This window comes from Gilliamella sp. ESL0443 (genome assembly GCF_019469165.1).
GTDB lineage: Bacteria > Pseudomonadota > Gammaproteobacteria > Enterobacterales > Orbaceae > Gilliamella > Gilliamella apicola_E.
The window spans coordinates 1795819-1821877 of the sequence record NZ_CP048263.1; the positions used below are offsets into that span (position 1 = coordinate 1795819).

The following is a 26059-nucleotide window of genomic DNA, read 5'->3' on the forward strand; positions in this document are numbered from 1 at the left end:
CAACAAGCCGTAGTAAAAGTACGGCTTGTTAAAATTTTTATATTAAAAAAATAAATAAATTAAATTTTCAGTATAAATATTAATATAGACGAGTGCGACGAGCGTTTTCTCTTTCTAATTTCTTAGCGTGGCGTTTAACAGCAGCTGCTTTTGCGCGTTTACGAATAGTTGTTGGTTTTTCGTAAAATTCACGGTTACGAACTTCAGCTAAAACTCCTGCTTTTTCGCAAGAACGTTTAAAACGACGTAATGCTACATCGAAAGGTTCATTTTCACGTACTTTAATTACTGGCATGTGCCTCTCACCTCAAATTTGGTTAATATCACAAGGGACTAAAAATTAGTGCGCAATTTTACCTCTAAATCATATAAGTTGTAAAGTAAAATATCGTATAATTACGACATAACAAATTATTTGCTAATCTTACTTTTGAGTCAGATAATAAGACCGTTTAATCAAAAATATAGGTATTTATATGTCATCAGTCTTTACCGGTCAATATCCCCAAAGACGATTACGTCGTAATCGTGCTCATGATTTTAGTCGTCGCCTAGTTGCAGAAAATCGTTTAACAGTTGATGATTTGATTTATCCAGTATTTATCGTTGAAGGGAAAAATATTATTCAATCTGTATCATCAATGCCCAATGTTAAAAGAATGAGCGTTGATGTATTAGTGAAAGAGGCGGAGCAAGTTGCCAAATTAGGCATTCCTATATTGTCTTTGTTTCCTGCTATTGAGCCTTCTCAAAAATCACTGTTAGCTGAAGAAGCTTATAACGAAAATGGATTAGTTCCTAAAGCAATTAGGGCACTAAAAAAAGAGTTACCAGAACTCGGAATTTTAAGTGATGTTGCACTCGATCCTTATACCACTCATGGCCAAGACGGTATTATTGATGATAGTGGTTATGTTTTAAATGATACATCTGTTAGTACTTTGGTTAAACAAGCATTAGTTCAAGCTCAAGCAGGTTCTGATATTATTGCACCCAGTGACATGATGGATGGTCGAATTGGCGCAATTCGTAATGGGCTAGAATCACATGATTTTATTAATACGCAAATAATGGCTTATTCAGCAAAATATGCCTCTAGCTTTTATGGACCATTTCGTGATGCTGTAGGTTCAGCAAAAAACATTAAAGGTGGTAATAAAAAAACCTATCAACTTGATCCGGCCAACGCTAATGAAGCATTACAAGAAATTTACCAAGATTTAAGTGAAGGTGCTGACATGGTAATGGTTAAGCCTGGGTTGCCTTACCTAGATATTGTTCGTAAAGTAAAAGACACTTTTGCGGTACCAACCTTTGCCTATCAAGTATCTGGAGAATATGCAATGTTGATGGCCGCAATTGGAAACGGTTGGTTAGATGAAAAATCTGTCATCATGGAATCATTACTCTGTTTTAAACGCGCGGGTGCAGATGGGGTTTTAACTTATTTTGCCAAACAAATAGCTCAATGGCTCAATAACCCAGAGCATTGATGGTTTTATCTGATTCATATCAATCGGCAACTTATCGCAGATTGATATGATCAATATTTAAATTTTCTTACCTCATCATTTTTTTCGAAGTAATCTGTTAATTTAAAAATAAAAATTCTGACGAAAACTATATCTTTGACCTCCAATTTGCTAATATTTGTAAAGCTTATCTATAAGAAACGAATACTAATGAAATTCAAATTTATGCTCTAAACAGACTAAGATTGCAATAAAATACTGAAGTTGATTAAGCTTTTTTATTAGATATAAATAAAACTCTAACTCTAACATTAAGAGACTAATATTATGAAAAATTATATCTATCTATTCTTTTTGACTATTTTTTTATTAACGGGATGTGATAATCAAAAAAAGGCAGAAACAAATGCCGCCTCTAGTACAAGCAAAAATCAAGAGGCCCAAACTGAGAATAATGCTGTAAACAAAAATATAAATAATGAATTTAAATCCCAATCATCAATATTGGTAAGTAATAGTTATCTTTTTCATACCGAACCAGAACTCCTACCTCATAAAAAACTGATCAAACACCAAAAAATCCAAGGACCGACAGAAAAAACGATCAATTATAATGCTCAAGGTTATGTACAGAATTATGATCTTGAAGGTTTATATGGCGAAATAAACTATGATACAGCCAAATATATTTATGGCATGAAAGATGTTAGGAATAATTACGATGTTTCTTTTGACGATTCAAAAAATATTATTGGTATGAAAGATGATAATGGTGACATTGTTGCCATTAATGAATTTGATGAACAAGGTCATTTAGTTGAAACAACCTTATCCAACTTTGCCGATAATAATATTGTTTTTAATAGTAAAATTATTTATAACGGCGATCTGGTTGAACAAGTTTTATATAATGCTTATATAAAATCAGATGAACGAACTAAACTGCCCGTTTTAGTGAGAGAGAAAGATATAGTTTATAACACTAATAATCAGCTCGAAAAAACAATTACTAGAACATATAAATTATCAGCAAAAGGTAATGTAATCATCAATGATAAAAATGAACAAGAGTTAGAATCAACTGAGACTTGTACCTATTTCGCTTATAACGAAAATAACGACTGGACTAAAGCTGTTTGTGAAACAGTAGGAGAAGGTTCAAGTAAAATTGATTTAACCAGAACCATTGAATATTTATAAATTGTTAATTAAGTGAATATGATGAATTTTACTCACCAAACTCATCATATTCACGACAAAGTATAATTGTATCTTCAATCAAACGTCTTGCTATCGTGCCATATTCGGGTATTTTAGGTAATTGAGAATAATGATACCAATTTGCCTCGACTAACTCATTTTTATCGATAGTAATTTCACCACTCTCATAATCAGCTAAATAGGCCATCATCATGGAGTTAGGAAACGGCCAAGGTTGTGAACCAATATAACGAATATTTTTAATTTTTATTTTTGACTCTTCGTACACTTCTCGGGCAACCGTCATTTCCATTGTTTCACCAATCTCTGTAAAACCAGCTAAAACGGTATATAAATTTTCTTGATTATGCCTAACATGCTTTGCCAATAAAATTTTATTTTTATCTCGAATAGCAACGATAATTGAAGGGGAAATTTGTGGGTAATAACGTTGGTGACAATTACTGCATAAACAACACCACTCTGTTTTACTAATATGCATCTCATGACCACAATAACCACAATATTTATGAGAACGATAAAACTCAGACAATTGTACCGCCCTGCCAGCCATATTAAATAATGATTGATCAGCATTATTAAGTAAGGGGCGAATCGTTGACATAGAGTTTTTCATTTCTTGGCAAATCAACCAAGCGGTTTGCCCATTCCACTCACCAATTGGTTGAGCTAGTTTGTTGGTAAAACCTAATTCACTAGCAATACCATGAGGAACTTCGCCATTTGGCAACCATAATCGCCAATTTTGACTAACAAACCAATAACCTTTTTCGTTACCAATTAAATTAAATTGTTGTTGTATATTCATCACATCAATACCAAAAAATAACTATTAAAAAGGAGGATCTTAATCCTCCTTTTTGGCAATACTATTTCTTTTTCTTTTCGTGTAGACCTTTTTTCTCAAGCTCCCAGTAAATTATACGTTGCTGAGCAATCGTAAATAAATTACTTACAATATAGTATAAAACTAAACCTGATGGGAACCATAAGAAGAATACCGTAAAGATTAATGGCATATAAGTCATTAATTTTTGTTGTAAAGGATCGGTAACCGGTGTTGGTGACATCTTCTGAATTAAGAACATAGTTGCACCCATTAACAATGGGAAAACATAATATGGATCTTGTGCAGATAAGTCATGGATCCAAAGAGCGAATGGAGCATGACGTAGCTCAACCGTATTACCTAACATGTAAAATAATGACAAAAAGATAGGCATTTGAATCAATAATGGTAAACAACCACCAAGAGGATTAACTTTCTCTTGTTTATAAAGTGCCATTGTTTCCATACTCATTTTTTGTCTATCATCACCATAACGCTCTTTTAATGCTTGTAAACGAGGTTGCAATAACTTCATTTTAGCCATTGAACGATATTGTGCTCGTGTTAATGGGAATAAAATACCACGCACAATAAAAGTGATCACAATGATCGAAAAGCCCCAGTTTCCAATAAAACTATGGATAAATTTCAATAAGTAAAAGAGTGGTTGAGATAAGAACCATAACCAACCATAGTCAACGATTAAATCAAGATGATTAGCTGTTTCTTTTAATTCACTTTGAATTTCAGGACCTAACCATAATTTGGCATTAATTAATTTCGTTTCACCTGGTTGAATAACTGTTGTTTCACCTTTAAAACCAATTGTTGCTTGTGAATTGTTAGCTGTTGCACGTGAATAGAATAAATTATTTTGTTCCTGCGTAGGAATCCAAGCTGAAGCAAAATAGTGTTGCAACATAGCAATCCAGCCAGTTTCAGTTTTGACTTCTAAAGCATCATCTTTGATATCACTGAAACTATATTTACTATAATTAGTGTTGGCACTGGAATAAGCTGTACCGCGAAATGCGCTTAGTCCTAATCCGCCACCGCCTTCAGTAACGGCATCTTTAGGGAGTTCAATAGTCTGCTTCAACTGACCATACATTGATACTTCTAACGGACTTTGGGTTTGATTGTTCACGTCATACTGTACATCAACAGCATAATTACCACGATGTAAGATGTAATATTTAGTATAAGTTACACCATTAACTTGATAGGTAAATGGAACCTTCAACTCATCTTGACCATCAGCTAAAACATATTCAGATTGATCAGTTTGATATAATGGTCTTTTTGAGCCTTGAGTTGCATTGTCTGGACCATCTTTACCTGTTAACCCACTTTCAGCAATGTAAATAAAATCAGGTTTAGAAGTAAGTAGTTGGAAAGGTGTACCTGAATGAAGAGACTGCTCATATTTCAACAATTGAGCAGATTGCACATCGCCACCATAGGTATTAACCGTTAATGACAATACATCAGATTTTATTGTGATAGTTTTACCTTGCACTGAATCCGCTGTTGAACTATCTTCACCTATTTGTTGTGTCAATTGGTTAGCAACTGGGGGTTTTGGTGCATGATCATCTACCCACGCTTTCCAAATCAGGAAAGAAACGAAAAGTAAAGCAATGACTAATATATTACGTTGAGATCCCATTAGTGTTTTTCTCTATTGGTTTTAGTTTTCTTAGGAGGAACAAAATCTTCACCTCCTTCATGTAAAGGGTGACATTTTAATACACGTTTGACCGTTAGCCAACCACCTTTTATCAATCCGAATCGCCTTAATGCGATTATGGCATACTGTGAACAGCTGGGAGTAAAGCGACATTTAGGACCAAATAACGGACTAATGATACGTTGATATAAACTAATAATAAAAACAAAAACATTAATAATCAAAGCTTTAACCGCATAAACATGCTGTTTGATAATTAATATTAATTTACTTAGTTTTTTTTGATGATTTGCTGACATAGTTTATCTAATGTCTCAACTAATTGTTGATTATTCAATTGTATAACAGGCTGTTTAGCCATCAAAATAAAATCGATATTAGGAAACTGATGTTGGTGGTGACGAAAATATTCTTTGACTAACCGTTTAATACGATTACGCTCATGGGCTCTTTTAACCTGTTTTTTAGCTATAGCGAAGCCTAATCTGGGATGACTTAGATTATTTTTACGTGTAACTAGAGTCAGGAAAGGCGAACCTGCACGAATAGATTCTTGAAATACATGATTAAAATCAAAGGGAGTTAACAAGCGTAACTCCCGAGGAAAAGTGAGTTTAGTCACTCAACTTTAAATTAGCTAGCAACAGTTAAACGAACACGGCCTTTAGCGCGACGGCGAGCAAGAACTTGACGACCGTTTTTAGTAGCCATACGAGCACGGAAACCGTGAGTTCTATTGCGTTTTAATACTGATGGTTGAAATGTGCGTTTCATGACGATTTATATCCAAATCTAATTTATCAACAAGTTGTAGAGTATAAACTCCACAGCATTAATTAAAGAGGTCCGAATTATAGAGTCTATTTTATTTTTCGTCAACGGGATTTTGAAACATAAATTGTAAGGACCTTTTCAAATTTCATTAATCACTAATAGCTAAAACTCGCTTACTTGCTTCACCACCAACTTCACGCGCTAATTTTGGAACTAAATAACCTGATAGTTTTTTTGTCAATTGCCGCATGATTTTTTTGGCCTCATCATCATCGACTAAAAAATGAGCCGCACCTTGTACTTTATCTAATAAATGGATGTAATAAGGTAAAATACCAATTGAAAATAACTTATTACTTAACTTCGCTAGCACATCAGCATCATCATTAATATTTTTTAATAAAACACTCTGATTTAGTACTGTTACCTCACTTTTCTTTAAATCTTTGATGGCATGAGCTACATTATTATCAATTTCATTCGGATGATTAATATGGGTAACTAACACAACTTGTAAACGTGTTTTTGCAAATAATCGACACAGCTCAGAAGTAATACGATTAGGTATCACCACCGCTAAACGACTATGAATACGTAAACGCTTAATATGACGAAATTTCTCTAATTCAGCTATTAAAAAAGCCATTTCATGATCTTTTGCCATTAAAGGATCGCCCCCCGAAAGAATAATTTCATCAAGTTCGGTATGCTGTGCAATATACTCTAATGCGAAACTAATATTCTTTTTGTTACTTTGATTATCATGATAAGGAAAATGTCGCCTAAAACAATAACGGCAATTAATCGCACAAGCAGTTTTAGTCATTAATAATGCGCGATTATGATATTTATGTAGTAATCCTGGAATATTGTTATGTTGCTCATCAAGAGGATCTTTAGTAAAACCCTGTACGTTTATTAATTCCTGTTCATCACAAAGTACTTGAAGCAGTAAAGGATCTTGAGGATCACCTTTTTTCATTCGATTTATAAAAGCCATAGGCACACGAAGTGGAAATTGCTTTCTTGCCTGTAACATGGGTAAAGAAATTTCCTCAGAATCTAAATCCAGACAATGATAAAGCTTTTTGATATCTGTCACTACATTAGCGAGATCAAAAATCCACTCATCTTTATTTGGTTGTTCAACATTTTGCTGTATAATATGACCCATTTTTGTAATTCAGAATGATAGTTGGAGCTTTTATGGCATCTTATAGTACTAATGAGTTTAAAGCTGGTCTTAAAATAATGCAAGATGGCGAGCCGTGTGTAATTGTTGAAAATGAATTTTACAAGCCAGGTAAAGGACAAGCAATTAACCGTGTAAAAATTAAAAAATTACTTTCTGGTAAAACTGTTGATAAAACATTTAAATCAGGAGAATCTGTTGAAGCGGCTGATGTCGTTGATATGAACTTAACTTATCTTTATACCGATGGTGAGTTTTGGCATTTTATGAATAATGATACATTTGAACAACTTTCTGCTGATGCAAAAGCTGTAGGTGACAATGCTAAATGGTTAGTCGATCAAGCGGAATGTATTTTAACCTTATGGAATGGTCAACCAATTGCTGTTACTCCACCAAACTTTGTTGAATTAGAAGTTATTGAAACTGATCCAGGATTAAAAGGTGATACAGCGGGAACTGGTGGTAAACCAGCTACATTATCAACTGGTGCAGTTGTACGTGTTCCTTTATTTGTGCAAATTGGTGAAGTACTTAAAGTTGATACACGTTCAGGTGAATACGTTTCTCGCGTTAAATAGTAATTCATCAAAATAATTATTTAAATAATGAGGTCTATATGACCTCTTTTTTTTAAGTAAAAAAATTTAAGTTAAATTTTTGAGTTGAGGAACGGGGTTTTTGAGTTAAAAATCTGCAAAAATTTTTCATTTATTTGGTAATTAAAAATCAAAATTTGAATTTATTTAGCCCCGATATAATTAAGCTGTCGCCATGACTCATAAACAACTACTGCAACTGAATTAGACAGATTCATACTTCGGCTATTAGCAACCATTGGAATCCGAATTTTTCTATCTTGCGGCAATGCATCAAGAATTTTTGCTGGTAAACCTCTCGTTTCTGGGCCAAACATCAAAAAGTCAGCCGGTTTATAATTTACTTCACTGTGTGGTTTTTGACCTTTTGTCGTTAAGGCATAAACTTGAGAAGCTAAATCAAGTTGGTTCTCATCTAAAAAGCACTCAATATTTTTATAACGTTTTACATCAACAAATTCTTGATAATCTAATCCTGCTCGTCTCAATTTTTTATCATCCCAATAAAATCCCATTGGCTCAATAATATGTAAATTAAAACCAGTGTTAGCACACAAACGAATGATATTACCAGTATTAGCAGGAATTTCAGGTTCAAATAAAACAATATTTAAAGATGCATCTGACACAATTATTTCTCTTAGCTGTTAATATTTTTGAAGAGGTAATACTATCACAATTCTAAGTCCACCTAAGTGGCTTTTCTCTGCTTTAACAGTGCCATTATCTCGAGTAATAGCGTTAGAAACAATGGCTAAACCTAAACCTGTGCCACCTGACTCACGATCACGAGCTTCATTAGTACGATAAAACGGTCTGAATATTTGCTCTAACTCACTATCAGCAACACCTGGCCCATCATCATCAATAGTGATAATTGCAGTTTGTTGTTGAATAACAAAATTAACATCAATTCGCTGATTTGAATAACGAAATGCATTCCTTACTACATTTTCAAGCGCGCTACATAACGCCGTTGGATAACACAAAATTGTATTATTAGTTGGGGGAGTAAGAATTGAAAATTGTTTTGAAATTTGATTAGCTTCAAAAGTCGCATTATCTAAAACATTTTTAAATAATTGATCTAACTGTTTATATTCACGAACTTCGTTATTATCATGCTGATTCCTTGCTAATGACAATAAATCACCAATCATTGAATCAAGCTTTATCGCTTCATCACTTATTCGTAAAACTTCGTTACTTTCACCTTGTTTACGACGTAGCAGTGAAGTTGCTAATTGCAATCGAGTTAATGGTGTCCGCAATTCGTGAGAAATATCAGAAAACAATTGTTGCTGTAACTCTTGCATCCTTTTCAACTCTCGAAGCATGCGGTTAAAACTTGCCCCCACGGCTTTATATTCATATGATCCAACTTTTTCAAGTTCAGGCCACTGTTGTAGATTACCTTTGGCTACTTGCTCAGCAGCCAACCGCAATCCACGTGCTGGCCTAGCAATACTCCAAGATAGCCACAACAAGAATGGCGTACTTGCCAACATGGTTAATGTCAAAAGCAAGAAAGGATGATCAAATATTAAATTAACAAATTGAGACTGAATATCCGATGCAGGTTGTAATAAAAATAATTGATAGTCTTCATTAGCATAATGAAGCAAGAAAGGACCAATAATTTCTTGGTTATCATAGATTTTCTTAGCTGGATCATCAACATCGTGGGATTTTTCACTAAAACTTTTTACTAAATCAATATTATTAGTATCTGCTGTAATAATTTGTTGATTGGGTGTAACAATAAATAATAGCTGCCCAGCTTTTTGATGATTATCCATTACAACAATGAATCTCATCCACCAACGGAAACTATCTTTAGGAATCTTGGTTAAATCTTTTTCGATTTCTTTAGCCAATAGATTACCACTTTCTTTATCTTTATTGGCTAAATAGGTTAAATTTCGGGAGTCTAGCTTTGGCAAGGCCATTACCAGAATAAGAAAGAAAGCAATAGTAAGTAAGAATATTGTGAAAATTCTAATTGTTAGACGATCAAAGATCCACATATATTCTTACCATATAAAGAAATAGCTAGTTTTGTAATACATCATCATTTTGATCTACAACAAACAGATATCCTTTTGAACGTAATGTTTTAATCCATGGTAAACCATCACTACGAGGAGGAAGTTTTTTACGCAAATTAGAAACATGAACATCAATTGAACGAGCTAATGGTAAAAATTCTTTACCTAATACGTTTTCACTTAAATCATCTCTTGATATGATTTTTCCCGCATTTTCTAAAAGTTGTAATAATATTTGGAATTCAGTACCCGTTAATTCAATATATTTATCATCAAATGAAACAGATTGCTGTTTTCGATTAACGGTGAGTTTATCAATGGTATATTGAACTGACTTCTCACCAGAAGTTACAGCCATATTATCCCAACGTTTCCTACGTAATAATGCATTAATTCGAGCAATAAGCTCCCGATCATTAAACGGCTTTAAGATATAATCATCAGCACCAAGCTCAAGCCCAATGATTTTATCAAATTCGTTATCTTTAGCTGTTAAGAAAATTACTGGAACAGTATATTTATTTCTAAGTTGAGATAATACACTTAACCCATTCATTTCTGGCATCATAATATCAAGTAAAATAAGATCAATGCTATCATCAAATTTATCTAAAGCCTGAACACCATTATTAGCTATTACGACTTCAAACCCTTCTAATTCTAATAATTCACATAACATTGAGGCAATTTCTGGATCATCATCAACTACGAGCAATTTGTTCATTACTACCCTCATTAATTAACAAATTTATAATTTTTCTATTGGTTTTTTATTATTGTAAATTTATTTTATATTTTTAGAAATATTATATAGGTAAAATGCAATAATGTCGTAAATAATTGTTAAGATTTATAGTTTAAACACTTTTATATTACTAAATCCTTGTTCAATAAGATAAAGTGCTTGTAATTTACTCATAATACCTTTCGCACAATACAATAAATATTGTTTTGATTGATCTAGATCGCCAAATTGTGTCGCCAATTTATAAAAAGGGATGAGCTTAACATCGACATTTTCAATTTCTAATGGGTTATCCTCTTGTTCCTCAGGTGAACGAATATCAATTATAATTTGATTCTCTTCTAATGTTGAAACCATATCGACTTGTGTAATTGTGTCATCAGTCTGTTTAGCAATTTCACGAATATCAATATTTTCGGCTTCTTCAACTGCTTTATTTAATATAGAGAAATCAAAATTTTGTTCTTCCTCTTCTATTTTTTCTTTCACCGCTTTTACAGTAGGATTTTTTGATATCACGCCACAAAATTCTGGCATTGTCTTAGCGATGTCTTCAGTACCGATTTGACGAGCAAGATTAATTATAGTTTCTTTATCATACGTTATTAGTGGGCGTAAAACTAAAGTATCACTCACATTATCGATTAAACGTAAATTAGTTAAAGTTTGGCTTGATACTTGCCCCAATGCCTCGCCAGTAATCAACGCTTCAACATTATAACGTCGAGCAACCATAGAAGCAGCACGAATCATCATCCGTTTTAAAATAACGCCCATTTGTCCATCGTCAATTTTCTCAAGAATCTCACCTACTACATTCGAAAAATCAATGGCGATAAAACGAACTTTATGAGAAGAACCAAATCTCTTCCATAAATAATGAGCCATTTGTTTAACGCCAATTTCATGAGTTTTTCCACCTAAATTAAAGAAGCAATAGTGGACTCGGCAGCCTCGTCGAATAAACATATAGCTCGACACGCCAGAATCAAATCCGCCAGAAATAAGAGAAATAACATCTTCTTGAGTTCCTGTCGGAAAACCACCAATTCCTGCATGACGTTCTTTAACTAATAATAGCTTGTCTTTATCTATTTCAAGATTAACTGTTACATCCGGACGAGTTAATTTTACTTTAGCTGTCGAAACATGCTGATTCAGCCCTCCACCAACATAACGCTCTACATCAATTGAAGTAAACTCATGCTTACCTCGACGTTTTACTCTGACACAAAATGTTTTATTCTCAATTAAAGGGGCAAAATGATTAAACGCTTTTTCATATATATCATGCAGATCGACAAAACTAAGCTCTTCAACTACTAATATATGGTGAATACCAGGAATTCGAGTTAATAGTTCTAAGATTTGACTTTCACTATTAATAACTTTAGGGCGAACTTCAATAAAATCCCAATGACGAATAACGGCAACATCATCAATTGAATGTTTTAAAATATTACGAATGTTACTCGTTAATATTTTAATAAAACGTAAACGAACAGATTCACTTTTGATCGTGATTTCAGGAAAAAGTTTAACTATAAATTTCATACAACAGAATTTGCGAGACTAAAAATGGCGACATTATACTTATTTTTCCCTAAAAACGTACAATTGATTATGATAAATACAGAAAATAACAAAATATACTTGCTTGTTGCTCACTCTTTCGCTAATATTTCGCATCAATAAATTCTGTTCTATAACATAAAATTGACAGGTTGAAATGTACGAACTATTAATTATAGGTTATTTAATTATCGCACTTGCGATAATCGTTTTAGTGTTAATACAGCGCGGAAAAGGCGCTGACATGGGCTCATCTTTTGGTGCAGGTGCATCTGCGACTCTATTTGGCTCATCAGGTAGTGGAAACTTCCTTACACGTACAACGACAATATTAGGTGTCTTATTTTTTGCATTAAGTATTATTTTGTCCAATATTGGTAGTTCAAAAACAACTAATATCAGCGATGATTTCAAAAATATTGGCGATAATACACAGCAAAGTACAGATGAATTAAACAGTAATAGACAAGTAATTCCAACTACTGATCCAGTTATACAGCCACAGAGTATTAATCCGACTTCAGATATTCCAGAATAAAAACAGCGCCGTGGTGGTGAAATTGGTAGACACGCTATCTTGAGGGGGTAGTGCTCTAAGGGCATGCGGGTTCAAGTCCCGCCCACGGCACCAATTTAATAAACAGGAACATTCTTTAAAATCCTTTAAACCACACCAAAACCAGTATAAACAAGGCTTATAGCCTATTTTACTATTCTATAAGCATCAGTAAGATACATTTACATTCATATTTTTGGGGACTATATTAAGGACTACGTGAACATAGTCCTATAATTTCATAGTCCCAAAAGGTGAAAGTATGCCTAAAAGAATAGCTCCAATGACTGATACACAAATTTTGTAGTTATCTTGATGCGCTTGATTATCCTAATGGGATGTTTATGGGAGGTTTGGGGATGATCACCCCTTTAACCCAAGAAGATATTTGTATCATGCTTATATTGAATATATACGCAATACAGGCTTAAACAACCTTTTATCGCTCACACAATTTGGTACATCACTTAATTATGCAATGAAAGAAAACGGTAAAAATTATATCCGCAAAAGATCAAATAAAGGAATGAGTACAAACGTAGAGATTAATACCTATACTAGTCAGGATTGGCTACCAAGAGCAGAAGAACCTAGTTAGTTGTTATTATTTGTTATCATATAAATCGCTTAATTTTGGCGTTTTTTTGTTACAATTAACGAAATAAATAATAATGGCTTTTCTCTATAATGAAAAAAATAACTAGTTGTATTTTTATAATTTGTTTAATTATTCCTAATATTCTTTTTGCAAACGATAGAAATAAAAGCGTTGAACTTAGAATAAAAGTATTCAATGAACATAAAAATATTACGACTTGTATTTGGGGATATGCATCTGAACAGATTAAAAAAACTCAACATTCATCAGAACAAATCGCTTTTGAAGCTATTGTTTCTTGTGATGATGTTATAGAAAAAATGAGGCTATATAATCGAGAATACATTAAATTAGCTTATAAGGATGATCTGAGAAGTAAAGGATTGTTGTTATACAGTGCGGAGAAGCAACTTTGGGAGCAAAAACAAGCATGGATAAATAACATCCAAAATTATATTGATCTTAAAAGAAAAAATGGTGATTAATTACTAATATTGGGCTAAGTCATAAGTTCTATTTCCAACTAAAATAAAAAAGTGAATACCTAAAGTGAACACTAGTTAATAACAAATCCTAAAGTGTTAACCGCCTAAAGCCTGTTTCACTATTTTGCAAGTATCAGTAAGTTACATTTATAACCACGTTTTTAATTATATGCTTATTTATGTGAATCTTGTATAACTAAAAATTTTATAACGATAGAAAGAACCGTCAAATAAAGATAGGAATAAATCAAATCACTAGAAATACCCTTTGACTGAAATTGAAAGTCTACATAGTTATATTGATAAGGTTTGATAGAAAATGAAAATTTCATTAATGCAAAGTCTAACATATAATTGATATTGAATAATAATTCTCATATTATTATTCAAAAACAAAAGAATGTTATGAAAAATTTTATTCTTAGCATGGTTAGTCTAATTCTATTCGGTTGTGGTGAGAGTGATAATAAAGTTCTCAAAGAATATCTTGTGGGCGATTGGCAATGCACTATGATATATAGTATAGGGCTAAATGTATCCCCAGAAGAAGAGCTTAAACATACCACTGAGCCTGAAGATTTTACAATTAAATTTAGAATATTAGATGATAAGCTTTATGAAATTAAAAATGATGGAACAAAACAAGCTATCGATGTCAACGGCTTTAACAGTACAGTAAATGAAATATGTTATGAAGCAAATTGTACTCTGAAACAATATTTAGAAATCAAGGATGACGACTCATTTAACAACATAATAACGAAACGCTTAAAAAAACTCAATAATCACACAGATACTATTGATTTTAGATCTAAAATCGAAACAGTTTGTAATAGAATAAAATAAGTATCAGAAATAACACTTTATTTGCTTATAGATACTTTAATATTTATTAGTAACAAATTTTGTGCAACTATTATTAATAGATAGGATACATACACTAGTAAAAAATTTGGCCATTGGCTAATTATGCTGCATATGTTATTGTTCTGAAGTATTCATGAGATTTAAAAGATCCGCCACCCATTCACCAATTCAATATTCAGCAGCATTCTTTAAAATCCTGTAAAGCACATCAAAAAGAGTATAAATAGTTTGTAGCCTATTTTGTTATTTTAAACGAGGCAAATACCAATCATACTTTTTGATTAGATTGAACGCTACCATATATCGCCGACATAAAGTCGGCGAATTAGTTTGTTAAATTAAATTATGCAAAACCTTTTAAACCAACCACATGAACATGTTCTTGGTTATTAATGACTTTCCGTACTAATTTATACGTTGTGCCTTTTTCCGGACTGATATTTTCTGGCGCTGCAATAATAAGTTGCATTTCCAATCTTTCGCAAAGTTCAAAGAGCGTTGCAATTGATTTAGCATCAAGTCGGGCTGCTTCATCTAGGAATAATAAGCGACAAGGTGATATGTCTTTATTACGCAAGCGTTTAGATTCTTCTTCCCAACTTTGAATCACCATCAATAGGATCGACATACCTGTACCGATTGCTTCACCTGTTGATAATGCACCACTTTCAGCACGTAACCAGCCATCAGCGCCACGATTAACTTCAACATCCATTTCCAGATAGTTTCGATAATCAAGCAATTCTTCACCTATATTTTGCGCAGTTCGCTGCCCCATATCAATATGAGGATTCAAGCGTTGATAAAGTTTAGCTAATGCTTCTGAGAAAGTAATACGATTATTACTAAACAGATCTTGATGCTCGTTTTGATCATCAGCTAATGCTGCTAATAATGAAGAGTGAGCTTCCCGGATACTAACATTAAGACGTACACCATTTACCTGACCAAATGCCACCGCTTGCAGACCTTGATTAAGCATACGAATACGGTTTTGCTCTCGTTGAATAGTTTTACGAATAATATTAGCCACACTTTTTGAGCTAATTGCCAATTGCTGTTCACGTGAGGTAAGTTCTTCAGTTAATCGTGATAACTCAATTTCCATTTGCTCAATAGCTTCAATTGGGTCATCCGTTTTAACAATATCTTGACGAATTCGTTCACGAAGATGTTTATAAACCGCAATATAAAATTGTATTTTACGTTCTGGTCGTTTTGGATCTTCGGATAATCTTAATACATCACGTAAATGTTCATTATCATTTACTGCTAGACGCAATGAACCGAGTGCCTTATCTGACATAGAGCGCAATTCATCAGCACTTAGATAAGCTAATTCTCGACGATGTAACCTTCGTTCAACGCTATTTTCTTTAACTAATCGTAAAACTAAACACCACCCTGCTTTCGCTTCCACAACTTGTTCACGTAATTGTTTATAATCACGTAGTGTTTGTGCTAAACGTTTTTGCATTTGTGTCATTTCGCTTTCGCACATAATAAGTTGTTTTTCAAGCGATGTGCATTGTTGCCGATTAGTGTTAAGTTTTTGATGAATTTCATCACGACGAATACGTGCTCGTTCTTCGGTTGCTGCATCCGCTTTAACACCTATTTGTTCAACCTCTTTATGCAACTCATTGAGCATGTCACGTTTAGTTTCAAATGCACTTTTTAAAGAAGCAAAAGTTTGATTATATTGATTGTATTTATCTTGGTACTGTTGCATCTGGCTACGTGCTTCAGTACGCTGTGCTTCAACCACCTCAAGTCGAGAACGTAGTTTTTCATTCAAATCACTATTTTCATTTAGCATTCCAGCCGAATCTTCATAGCTAAAATGCGCACGGCGTTGCATGACTTCGGTTAAGGCAAAAACTTGTTGACGAATAGTTTGTTGCTGAGCTTTGATAGTATTATATTGCTCACGTAGTGAATCATTCTGTTCAGGATCACTTTGTAACACAGCAATAATTGGTTCTAATTCCGAAACAGTATGGCGATGACGACTCACATATTGCGCAGCTTCTTGCGCTTCAGCCACTTGTTCACGTAAATCATCAACTCGATCGGCTAAATCATCATCAGCCAATAAATGCATCTGAGCAACTAATCGATTAACTGTAGCTAGCTGCTCTTTACACATTGCCACTTGCTGTTGGTTTTGTTTATCAATGCTTTCTTGTGCTAATAATTGGCGTTCGATTTCATTGCGTCGTGTTGTTAGTTTTTGTACTTCGGCTTCTGGATCGATATCAAAAGCTACAGATAAATATTCACCAATAAACTGCCCAACATTTTGCTCAATACGTTGCAATTTTTGAAGGTCAAACGAAATTGTTGCATAAAGTTCATGTAGCTCATCACGTTCAGCTGATAATTTCTCAAGATGTATTTCACGTGCAGCTCGACCAAACAAAGGAACTTTAGGAAAACTTGAGAAACGCCATTGACGATCACCTGTTTTAACAAGAACCGATTTATTCATCTCTTCACAATCAAATACGCTATCATCAAATGATGATGGATCACCTTCGATAAAATAGATATCTTCTGGATAATCTTCTTCACTGCTAGTAAGGCTTTCGAGTTGTGCTTTGACTAATGATAAATCCGGTACCACAATGGCTTGCCTTGACGGACCATACAATGCTGAAAAATAAGGTGCATCATCAATTGTTACGTCTTCATAAATTTCAGAAAGTAAAACACCATTGAATCGTTCAGCTAAAACAGATAAACGTCCGTCATCAACACCACTTGGTTGATTAAGTTGTTCTATTTGCGTATCAAGTTGATTTCGTTTGAAGTTTATTTGATCACGCTGAGTAACTAAAGCACGTTCCTGTTCAAGCAGTTGTTGCATATGCTGAGTAACTGATTGACTATTAGTAAAAGTTTGTTGTGTTTGTTCTTGCAATACTATAAGTGCATCTTGAGCTTTTAACCATAATGGGGCTTTTTGACGATAGTCACTTATTTTTGTTTGTATTTGCTCAAACTCTTGCCTAAATTCAATTCGTTTTTCACTTGATTCGTTAGCAAGCTCGGCATTTTGATCCAATTGAACTTCAAGTTCTTGTTTTAATTCATCAAGTTCATCATAATTGATTTGACGACCAAAACGCTTACAGAATTGAGTTAGTAATGATTCAGCTTCTTTTTGTTCAAAAAAGCGTTGTTCTAATTCATCTAATTGTAGCTGTAAATGTTCTGCTTGCTCAGCTTGATAACATTGTGAAGGCCATTGTTTTAATGCTTCTCTAGCAGCACTCCATGCTTCACTTCGTACTACATCGCCAACCAACTTAACAACTAGTTGATACGCTCTATCAAATTGACTTATTGCAGCATCAGAAACACTAACTCTCTGTTCCAATTCTAATAATTTTTCAGTAACTTCTTTTTGTTTTTCTTGAAAAACTTCATAGTGATTTTCAACATTGCTTATACCTAATTTAGGCAATTGGCATAGTTGTTGGGCATTTTTCAGAGCTTGAATTGCTTGCTGATATTGAATAGCTCGAGTTTGTTGTACATCTAAAGCTTGTTGATAATCTGCCAATTGAGTTTTAATCTCATCAACTTCTTGTTCTGTCTGTTCAACTTGATCTCGGTAAGTTTGATACTGTTCATTTGCTTCAAATACAACTTCATTTTGCTCTTCAAGTTTTATATTAAGATCATCTAAATCTGCTTGATAGCGGTCAATTTTTTCTTGTTGACGCAAAGCAGTTTGTGCAAGATTAAGATGATCATTTGCTGCCTGAAGGTCGGTCTCTAAATCGCCTTGAGCATCTTGATATTCTTTAAGCTCTTTTGCCATCTCAACTTGTCGATACTGATTACTGATAAGCAGATCTTGCGTTTTGAACATATCTCGACGTAGTCCTAAAACTGATTCGATATGAACTCTACGCTCATTAGCATGACGCATATAATCAGCAGCCACATAGTTTGTAGATTCAGTAATGAGATGTTTGAATAAATCGCGATCTGATTGTGTAACTCGAATAGCTTCAAGTGTCATCCGATTTTCACGAAGTGCTGCTTCCATATCTTGGAATGCTTTTCTAACACCACTATTTTCTGGTAATAAATAATCACGTAATGATCGCGTGATAGCACTTGAAATTCCACCATAAAGAGAAGCTTCAATTAAACGATAATATTTACTTCGATCAGATGAAGAACGTAATCTTTTAGGTAAAATACCAAAATCAAACATGACTGAATGATAATCAGTAATGGAATTAAATTGCTTAAAGATAACCCCTTCCATTGATTCAATCTTATCTTTTAATTCCGGTAAAGATAAAATTCTAGCCTGTTTTTCATTTAAGCGCTCTGTTACTAATTCTGTTGGAGTAATATTGACAGGCAAACCTTGTATTAAAAAAGGTTTAATATCAACTTTTTTATCACGACCAGCAACCTGCTGTAAACGCACACCACAGATAATCCGTTGATTACGAGAATTAATTACATCCAGCATCGAGTAACACACGCCTGGCTTTAATTTACCATGTAAACCTTTATCCCTAGAACCCGAAGTTGCTCCTGCTTCAGTTGTATTTCTAAAATGTAATAAGGTTAAATCTGGGATTAATGCAGTGACAAATGCTGCCATAGTGGTTGATTTACCAGCACCATTACCACCAGAAAGTGTGGTAACAAGCTGATCAAGCTCAAACGTTCGAGCAAAAAAACCGTTCCAATTAATTAAGGTTAATGAGTGAAATTTACCGTGTCCCATTATCATTATTCAATCTCCTCATTAACATCTTCATCATCACTATTATCATCATCTAATATAAGTGATGATTCAATTTTAATCGCTTCACCATCGCGAATCAGGCGTAATTGTGCTTCTTGAGCATCATCACTGCTACGCACATCAGCTCCAAATCGGAATATAGATTCATTAATACGAAAACGGCTACTATCATTACCTACAATAAAGAAGATCATACCAAGTCGACGTAATCGATTTAATGCAGTTTTTACTTTATCAAATAATTTTTGGCGATCTAAATCCGAGCCTGTAGAACGCTGATTGACTAGTTTCAATAATTTACTTTCATCCGCTAATGAAACAAGCTCATCAAAAAGTTCTTGTAAGGTAAAAATGCCTTCATGTGCTAATCGCTCTGGACTTAAATAGAGATAACAAAGCACTTTACCGACTAACATATCAAGTTCAGATAATACTGAACGTGGAATCAGAGTAGTTGAACGAGGACGCAGATAGAAAAATCCTTCCGGTGCGCGAATAAGCTCGACATTATAACGTTGATAAAACTGTTCAAGCTCAAGTTGGAAATCCATTAAAAAAGCATGATTATCAAGCTCATCGATACCAATATGACGACCTGACCTTAATAGACTGTCAAGTTCCGGAAATATTGGATTGGCAATAGCTTGAGCTAATTTTACCGGCATAAACTTATCTATCGACGCTTGAGAGCTTGCTGCAATGCGCCCCATAACCTCATCAAGATGATAGGAAGTTTGTTCTATTTCTAAATCATTAATATCTGTTGATGACATGTGCTTGTACCTTAGCTCCATAATCGTTAATAGGTTTCCATTCGGCTGGGATACCGAGTAAATCGCTTTCGGCAACACCTAATCGAATAGCCTGATCAATAAACAATCTTGCAATATCAAAATGTTGTTCACGTGGGAACTGTGCTAAATAACTATGAATTGCATTACTCATATCAAGTGGTTTATTTTCTTGTTTAAAGATCAATAAATTTTGTTCTATATGCGAAATAATATGTTCTTGAATTTCTTCAATCATTTCAAACTCAAGCTCGGATGGTAATTCACCCGTCACTTCTGCTTCATGCAGTGCTAACTCTTCATCACGCATATCAAGTAAACGCTCAGCATTAGCAAAAGTGAGTGACCATGGTAAATCAAAATAGCTTTGAATCGATTTACGTAATCGCTGAGAAAAAACTCGATTCTTATCTAAATCGATTGCTGTACGAATAAATTTATGAACGTGTCTATCATAACCAATCCATAGGTCTATTGCTTTTTGTCCCCAGCCAATAATTCGGTCTAGTTTTCCTTGCAGATCCATAACAACATTGTTAATTTTATCAAGATCTGGATTATCTAATGTGGCATCTTGTATCAGAAGCAAACTGGCTTGTAGCTTATCACCTGCAGCTGCCAACGTATCTTGCAGCTCACGCAATGTTTGTGATGTTTCGGTAAGTAAACCTTCACAACTACTGATGGCTGCTTGCCAATCTTGACTTAACAATGCTGAAATATTTTGTTTAACTTCAGCTTGTTGTTCATCCATTACTCTCTGTGTGATATCAATACTGTCAAAAATTTCTGCAACAGAATATTTTAATGGAGCAAAAACATTTCGATGCCAATGTAAATCATCGCCACCTTCAAGGGCCGCATCTGCTGCACGCTTTAATTCTTGTGCAACAATAGAAAGCTGAATAGATAAGCGTAAAGTTGAGAATTCTCGTTGGCGTATATAGTAATCAGAAATGCCAATTCCTAGTGGAGTCAAACGATAAATAGAATAACCATCGGTCATTTCGCTAGCAAAGCGAGTAATTAAACGTTGGCGAACTAGATCATTAATGGCATTATTAGCCCGAACGGTAATAGTATCTTCACTTTGCTCAAAGATCTGAGAGACATGTCTGAATCCGTCAATTAATTCAGATTCAGTCATTTCACCATCAAAGCGCTCACTGTTTAATACAGCAATTGCTAATAAAAAGGCTAATCGCTCAACAGGTAGAGCAATCGAAAAATCATTCTTTTTTGCCCAAGAGACCAGTTCTGGCACTGATTGGGAAAAATCCATCATAGTGATTCCTTAATTAAAGATGCACAATATCGCGACATCTTAAAATAATATGAGAAACACAATATATTGTGTTATGGACAAAATTTTATCGATTATATAACAAATTGTAGTAGTTAAAAATAGCTAAGTTTAGGATTTATTATTAGATGTGATAACCAATATTTAATTTTCTTAAATAAACTTGTTACCAAGACAAAAAAGACCATTTTATTAGCCAATTAACTTTATATTTAAATTGACTTATATAAATATAAAAATGATAATAATTATCGTTTTCATTTAAAATATTGAGGTATCTATGCGTAAAGTATTATTATCAGTTTTATTGGGGACTTTAATGGGTTTAATTTCACAATCCGTGACAGCTCATGGTATATGGATTACTGATCGAGTCGATCAAAAGCAGATTATTTTAGGTGAAGGAGCTTTAGATAATGGCTATCAACCTGAAATGGTGAAAAAAGTTAAAGCTTATAATAATGATTGGTCGGTACTACCCGTTTCAAAAATAGCACATAATAACTTTGTGACCATCGAACCTGCAAAAGATACAGCTGTAGTAACAGTTGATTTTGATTATGGTTATTGGACCAAAAATTCGGATGGTAAATACGTTAATTTGCCAATGAATCAAGTTAAAGGTGCAGATAAGGGCACTCATGCCATAAAATATAGTGTCAACTATTTATCATCCGTTAACAAACCCAAAATAATAGAAGATATTCCACTACAAATTGTTCCTTCTATTGACCCAACAAAATTAAAACGAGGCGACAATTTACCGATAACCGTTTTCAAAGATGGTAAACCACTAACCAATACACCTGTCATCATTGATGTTGTAAATAATTTAGACAAAACAGTGAAAACTGATGATAAAGGCCAGGCTACTATTATTGTGCCAAATCAAGGTTTAAACGTTATAGGTGTTGAAATTGGTTTCCCGCTTAAAGATAATCAATTAGCTACCCAAGACAAATTTTTTACTACATTAGTTTTTACATTAATTCCTGAAGAAGATTAATTTATATATAAAAAACGGGATCATTATCCCGTTTTTTATAATTATCTTTTTAAACTTCAGCACTAATCGGACGAGGTATAAGAAAACTACAAAATAGAGCTAACACCGTAATGATTAAACCAAACAACATACCATTAAAGTAACCATCAATTGTGTTTCCATTTATCATCTGAATTGCTGGTAATAAAGCAAAACTCAAACCAGCACCTAAATTAAATGCCCCTGCATTCATACCAGGTAAAAATCCTGGATTATCAGTAGGAGATAAGACGATACCTAATCCATTTAAAATGATATTAGCCATTCCAGCATAAAAAATACCTAAAACAATCACGCCAACCGATAAAATAGGTAAAGAATGAATGCCATAAAACATAATAACCAAAATACCAATAATACAACCCACTAAACCTAACTTGAGCACTTTATTATAGCCCATTATTGGTGCCAATCTTCCTGAAAATGGCCCAACAAACCAACCAATTAAAGCATAAGGCGTGAGAAAAATTAATGATGCCCAATCTGCATCTAACCCAAAACCTATTTCATGATTTTGGGCAATTGACATCACTAAACCATTAACGATGGCAAAGATCCCAGTCATGGTTAATGTGGTTGTTAATAACAACGCCCAGGTGGCACGCTTTTTCAAATGATTGATAGTGACTAAAGGTTGCTTACTTCTTTTTTCTACATTCCAAAATAAAATAAAACATAAAAAAGCCAATAAACTTAATCCAGTAACAATCAGCCAATTGGCATTGTCAAGTTTACCGGCTTCATTAAGTGCAAGTAATAACGCAGCTATTGTTAAAACAATTAACAAAACGCCTAGCCAATCCATCTTGGTACCTTTAGAGGGCTGAGATTCTGACGCAAAACGATGAACAAAAAAAGTCGAGATTGCTGCAACAATAGCTATAATCCAAAATACTGACCGGAAGCCAAAATGCGTAGCAAGTAAACCTCCCGCAATAGCATCAACACCAGCAATACCACCATTTACTGCTGTTATGATACCCATTAACATACCATATTGCTTAACGTCTTTTACTTCAAAACTTAACATTAACAAACATAATGGAACCACTGGCCCTGATACACCTTGAATAATGCGAGCAACATACAAAACTTCAATATTCGGCGCAATAGCAGCAATGACTGTACCTAAAGTCATTATAATCAACATGGCTGTTAATACTTTTTTTCGCCCTTTTATATCACTTAATCGGGGCAAGAATAGTGAAAATAGTGCAGCTGCTGTAAAAAAAGAAGTTTGAGATAGTCCGACAGCTGCATCATTAGTTCCTAATTCTTTCGCTATAGTAACTAACACTGGGCTTAACATACTTGCATTGAGTTGGAAAGCAACACATGCAGCAAGCAAAGCAACCATTAAAGCCAAGATATTATTTTTTTTCTGGCTTAGATCTGCCATATATTTACCTCATTAAATGTTTTAATTGATCGGCATTTGAATATCATTAGTAACTATACTCAAATGAGATGATTCTTTATTTGTATCTATTTGATATATAATTAAATATCAATAATTTTATTTTCTCACGTATAAAACCAATAAAAGGTTATTATCAGAGATCGTGCTGTCGTTGATGTTTTCAGCTGACTATGAAATATTAATTAAAGTTCAAATTAACCTTGTTGAATTATCAGATAATTGCAAAACTTAGTCTGATAACTCACTCACCAATTGAAATATCTAATTAATATTTAACCATAGGTAGAAAAACAATTTTTTGGCAAACAGAGGTGTTCTTAATGGCGATTAAGATAGTTCACTTTTAAAACAAACTATTCACACTGATTACAAGAGAAATATTCTAATTTCAATTCTCAGATTTAAAATCCACTTATTATTAAATTTAATATTAAGATTTCGATAATAAAAAATAAATTACCTACTCGCACTGTCGCTAATTTGTGCTAAAATCGGGAGACATGAATAATCTTTTTTAACATAAGGATGTAACGTAATGCATATCGGTATACCAAAAGAACGGTTAGCCAATGAAGCTAGGGTTGCAGCAACACCTCAAACTGTTGGACAACTATTAAAACTTGGATTTACAGTTTCAGTAGAACAAGGTGCTGGACACGCTGCTCATTTTGAAGACCAAGCTTTTATTGATGCTGGGGCCACTATTCAAAACACAAAGGATATTTGGCAAAATGATCTTATTTTAAAATTTCACGCGCCAACTGATGATGAAATCGCTATGATGAAAGAGGGATTAACACTCATTAGTTATATTTATCCAGCTCAGCATAAAGATCTTTTAGAAAAACTTGCCACTAAAAATATTACTGTAATGGCAATGGATTGTGTGCCTCGTATTTCACGAGCTCAATCACTAGATGCATTAAGTTCTATGTCTAACATTGCAGGTTATCGCTCTGTTATTGAAGCTGCGAACCAATTTGGTCGATTTTTTACCGGTCAAGTCACTGCTGCAGGTAAAGTACCACCAGCAAAAGTATTGGTAATCGGTGCTGGTGTTGCTGGTCTTGCAGCAATTGGTGCAGCAGTTAGTTTAGGTGCTATTGTTCGTGCATTTGATACACGTCCAGAAGTTGCTGAACAAATCAATAGTATGGGTGCTGACTTTTTAGAATTAGATTTCGAAGAGGAAGCTGGTTCTGGAGATGGCTACGCAAAACAAATGTCTGCAGCCTTTATTGAAGCTGAAATGGCTTTATTTGCTGAACAAGCAAAAGATGTTGATATTATTATCACTACAGCATTAATTCCAGGTAAACCTGCGCCAAAACTTATCTCTAAAGAGATGGTTGAGTCAATGAAACCAGGTAGTGTTATTGTTGATTTAGCAGCCTTAACTGGTGGTAACTGCGAATTAACCAAACCGGGTGAAGTATTCGAAACAGATAATAATGTTAAAATAGTTGGTTACACAGATTTAGCTAACCGAATGCCGGCACAAGCATCACAACTATATGGAACTAACATTGTTAACTTATTAAAATTACTCGCCAAAGAAAAAGATGGTAACATCGACATTAATTTTGACGATGTTGTGATTCGTGGCGTAACTGTCGTTAAAGATAAAGAAATAACATGGCCAGCTCCACCAATTCAAGTTTCTGCACAACCACAGAAAAAAGCGGTTGAACCTATCGCCAAACCAGAACCAACACCAATACAACCTGCAAAAAAATTTGGCATTTTAGCTTTATTGATTATTGCTTATTTCTGGTTAGCTAATGTGGTTCCTGAAACCTTTTTAGGACACTTCACTGTATTTGCTTTGTCTTGTGTAGTAGGGTATTACGTAGTATGGAATGTAACTCATTCATTACATACACCATTAATGTCAGTTACTAATGCTATCTCTGGTATCATATTAGTAGGTGCAATACTGCAAGTCGGTGATGATAATGGCTTAACTACGGCAATTGCCTTTGTTGCTATTTTAATTGCTAGTATCAATATTTTTGGTGGATTCTTTGTTACACAAAGAATGCTAAAAATGTTTCAACGTGGCAAGTAAAGGA

At 33.9% G+C, this 26059-nt stretch carries 23 protein-coding genes, 1 tRNA gene and 1 pseudogene; 10 read left to right on the forward strand and 15 right to left on the reverse strand.

Annotation, left to right across the window (positions count from 1 at the left end):
• Nucleotides 1-79: 79 nt before the first annotated feature.
• Nucleotides 80-295: a 30S ribosomal protein S21 gene (gene rpsU / locus GYM76_RS08135; RefSeq protein ID WP_034882800.1), complete on the reverse strand. Its 216-nt coding sequence runs from the start codon at nucleotides 293-295 to the stop codon at nucleotides 80-82.
• A 181-nt stretch (nucleotides 296-476) separates the two neighbouring features.
• Here rpsU and hemB point away from each other — a divergent pair, with 181 nt between their 5' ends.
• Together hemB and GYM76_RS08145 are read left to right on the forward strand one after the other, a co-directional pair.
• On the forward strand, nucleotides 477-1493 hold the full coding sequence (gene hemB / locus GYM76_RS08140) for a porphobilinogen synthase (RefSeq protein ID WP_065734799.1): 1017 nt from the start codon (nucleotides 477-479) through the stop codon (nucleotides 1491-1493).
• Nucleotides 1494-1799: 306 nt separating this feature from the next.
• Nucleotides 1800-2672, forward strand: a complete 873-nt coding sequence (locus GYM76_RS08145) for a hypothetical protein (RefSeq protein WP_065562350.1) — start codon at nucleotides 1800-1802, stop codon at nucleotides 2670-2672.
• Nucleotides 2673-2700: 28 nt separating this feature from the next.
• Here the strand turns inward: GYM76_RS08145 and nudC are convergent, their stop codons facing one another.
• From nudC to epmB, 6 genes are all read right to left on the reverse strand, one after another.
• Entirely contained in the window at nucleotides 2701-3501 is an 801-nt protein-coding gene (nudC, locus tag GYM76_RS08150) for an NAD(+) diphosphatase (protein ID WP_220225137.1), read from the reverse strand.
• A 61-nt stretch (nucleotides 3502-3562) separates the two neighbouring features.
• Nucleotides 3563-5191 carry a membrane protein insertase YidC gene (gene yidC / locus GYM76_RS08155; RefSeq protein ID WP_220225138.1) on the reverse strand — a complete coding sequence of 543 codons (1629 nt, stop codon included), beginning with the start codon at nucleotides 5189-5191 and terminating at the stop codon, nucleotides 3563-3565.
• On the reverse strand, nucleotides 5191-5511 hold the full coding sequence (gene yidD, locus GYM76_RS08160; RefSeq protein WP_220225139.1) for a membrane protein insertion efficiency factor YidD: 321 nt from the start codon (nucleotides 5509-5511) through the stop codon (nucleotides 5191-5193). Before yidD ends, yidC begins: the two co-directional genes overlap by 1 nt.
• Entirely contained in the window at nucleotides 5484-5834 is a 351-nt protein-coding gene (rnpA, locus tag GYM76_RS08165) for a ribonuclease P protein component (protein ID WP_267338196.1), read from the reverse strand. Before rnpA ends, yidD begins: the two co-directional genes overlap by 28 nt.
• Before the next feature lie 11 nt (nucleotides 5835-5845).
• Nucleotides 5846-5986: a 50S ribosomal protein L34 gene (gene rpmH / locus GYM76_RS08170; RefSeq protein WP_025314679.1), complete on the reverse strand. Its 141-nt coding sequence runs from the start codon at nucleotides 5984-5986 to the stop codon at nucleotides 5846-5848.
• A 148-nt stretch (nucleotides 5987-6134) separates the two neighbouring features.
• Entirely contained in the window at nucleotides 6135-7160 is a 1026-nt protein-coding gene (gene epmB, locus GYM76_RS08175) for an EF-P beta-lysylation protein EpmB (protein ID WP_220225141.1), read from the reverse strand.
• A gap of 32 nt (nucleotides 7161-7192) precedes the next feature.
• Here epmB and efp point away from each other — a divergent pair, with 32 nt between their 5' ends.
• Nucleotides 7193-7759, forward strand: coding sequence for an elongation factor P (gene efp, locus GYM76_RS08180; RefSeq protein WP_034882790.1), 567 nt, complete (start codon nucleotides 7193-7195; stop codon nucleotides 7757-7759).
• Nucleotides 7760-7920: 161 nt separating this feature from the next.
• On the opposite strand, the gene trmL is transcribed toward efp, so the two are convergent.
• The 4 genes from trmL to thiI all read right to left on the reverse strand — a co-directional run bounded on the left by trmL (nucleotide 7921) and on the right by thiI (nucleotide 12124).
• Nucleotides 7921-8406 carry a tRNA (uridine(34)/cytosine(34)/5-carboxymethylaminomethyluridine(34)-2'-O)-methyltransferase TrmL gene (gene trmL / locus GYM76_RS08185; RefSeq protein ID WP_220225142.1) on the reverse strand — a complete coding sequence of 162 codons (486 nt, stop codon included), beginning with the start codon at nucleotides 8404-8406 and terminating at the stop codon, nucleotides 7921-7923.
• An 18-nt stretch (nucleotides 8407-8424) separates the two neighbouring features.
• Nucleotides 8425-9798, reverse strand: a complete 1374-nt coding sequence (gene cpxA / locus GYM76_RS08190) for an envelope stress sensor histidine kinase CpxA (RefSeq protein WP_255561413.1) — start codon at nucleotides 9796-9798, stop codon at nucleotides 8425-8427.
• Between the two features lie 31 nt (nucleotides 9799-9829).
• A complete protein-coding gene (locus GYM76_RS08195; RefSeq protein WP_065562357.1) occupies nucleotides 9830-10549 on the reverse strand; it encodes a response regulator in 720 nt (239 codons plus the stop codon).
• A 126-nt stretch (nucleotides 10550-10675) separates the two neighbouring features.
• A complete protein-coding gene (thiI, locus tag GYM76_RS08200; RefSeq protein WP_220225144.1) occupies nucleotides 10676-12124 on the reverse strand; it encodes a tRNA uracil 4-sulfurtransferase ThiI in 1449 nt (482 codons plus the stop codon).
• A gap of 175 nt (nucleotides 12125-12299) precedes the next feature.
• Here thiI and secG point away from each other — a divergent pair, with 175 nt between their 5' ends.
• The 5 genes and pseudogenes from secG (at nucleotide 12300) to GYM76_RS08225 (ending at nucleotide 14627) form a co-directional block, all read left to right on the forward strand.
• A complete protein-coding gene (secG, locus tag GYM76_RS08205; protein WP_220225145.1) occupies nucleotides 12300-12680 on the forward strand; it encodes a preprotein translocase subunit SecG in 381 nt (126 codons plus the stop codon).
• 7 nt (nucleotides 12681-12687) lie between these two features.
• Nucleotides 12688-12773: transfer RNA gene (locus GYM76_RS08210), tRNA-Leu, on the forward strand.
• A gap of 298 nt (nucleotides 12774-13071) precedes the next feature.
• A pseudogene (locus GYM76_RS11135) lies at nucleotides 13072-13296 on the forward strand (primase-like DNA-binding domain-containing protein); the annotation flags it as partial.
• 89 nt (nucleotides 13297-13385) lie between these two features.
• Entirely contained in the window at nucleotides 13386-13781 is a 396-nt protein-coding gene (locus tag GYM76_RS08220) for a hypothetical protein (protein ID WP_220225147.1), read from the forward strand.
• Between the two features lie 405 nt (nucleotides 13782-14186).
• A complete protein-coding gene (locus GYM76_RS08225) occupies nucleotides 14187-14627 on the forward strand; it encodes a hypothetical protein (protein ID WP_220225148.1) in 441 nt (146 codons plus the stop codon).
• 364 nt (nucleotides 14628-14991) lie between these two features.
• On the opposite strand, the gene mukB is transcribed toward GYM76_RS08225, so the two are convergent.
• Genes mukB through mukF form a run of 3 tightly spaced genes read right to left on the reverse strand, consistent with a single transcriptional unit; the run spans nucleotide 14992 to nucleotide 21504 of the window.
• On the reverse strand, nucleotides 14992-19410 hold the full coding sequence (gene mukB, locus GYM76_RS08230) for a chromosome partition protein MukB (protein ID WP_370632626.1): 4419 nt from the start codon (nucleotides 19408-19410) through the stop codon (nucleotides 14992-14994).
• Between the two features lie 2 nt (nucleotides 19411-19412).
• Nucleotides 19413-20138, reverse strand: a complete 726-nt coding sequence (mukE, locus tag GYM76_RS08235) for a chromosome partition protein MukE (protein ID WP_065562474.1) — start codon at nucleotides 20136-20138, stop codon at nucleotides 19413-19415.
• 43 nt (nucleotides 20139-20181) lie between these two features.
• Nucleotides 20182-21504 (reverse strand): chromosome partition protein MukF, encoded by a 1323-nt coding sequence (gene mukF / locus GYM76_RS08240; RefSeq protein WP_220225151.1) that lies wholly within the window; start codon nucleotides 21502-21504, stop codon nucleotides 20182-20184.
• A gap of 298 nt (nucleotides 21505-21802) precedes the next feature.
• Between mukF and GYM76_RS08245 the strand changes: the two genes are divergently transcribed.
• On the forward strand, nucleotides 21803-22528 hold the full coding sequence (locus GYM76_RS08245) for a DUF4198 domain-containing protein (protein WP_220225152.1): 726 nt from the start codon (nucleotides 21803-21805) through the stop codon (nucleotides 22526-22528).
• Between the two features lie 49 nt (nucleotides 22529-22577).
• Here GYM76_RS08245 and GYM76_RS08250 read toward each other — a convergent pair whose 3' ends face one another.
• Nucleotides 22578-23966 carry an MFS transporter gene (locus GYM76_RS08250; RefSeq protein WP_220225153.1) on the reverse strand — a complete coding sequence of 463 codons (1389 nt, stop codon included), beginning with the start codon at nucleotides 23964-23966 and terminating at the stop codon, nucleotides 22578-22580.
• Nucleotides 23967-24522: 556 nt separating this feature from the next.
• Here GYM76_RS08250 and pntA point away from each other — a divergent pair.
• Entirely contained in the window at nucleotides 24523-26055 is a 1533-nt protein-coding gene (pntA, locus tag GYM76_RS08255) for a Re/Si-specific NAD(P)(+) transhydrogenase subunit alpha (protein ID WP_220225154.1), read from the forward strand.
• The last annotated feature ends 4 nt before the right edge of the window (nucleotides 26056-26059 follow it).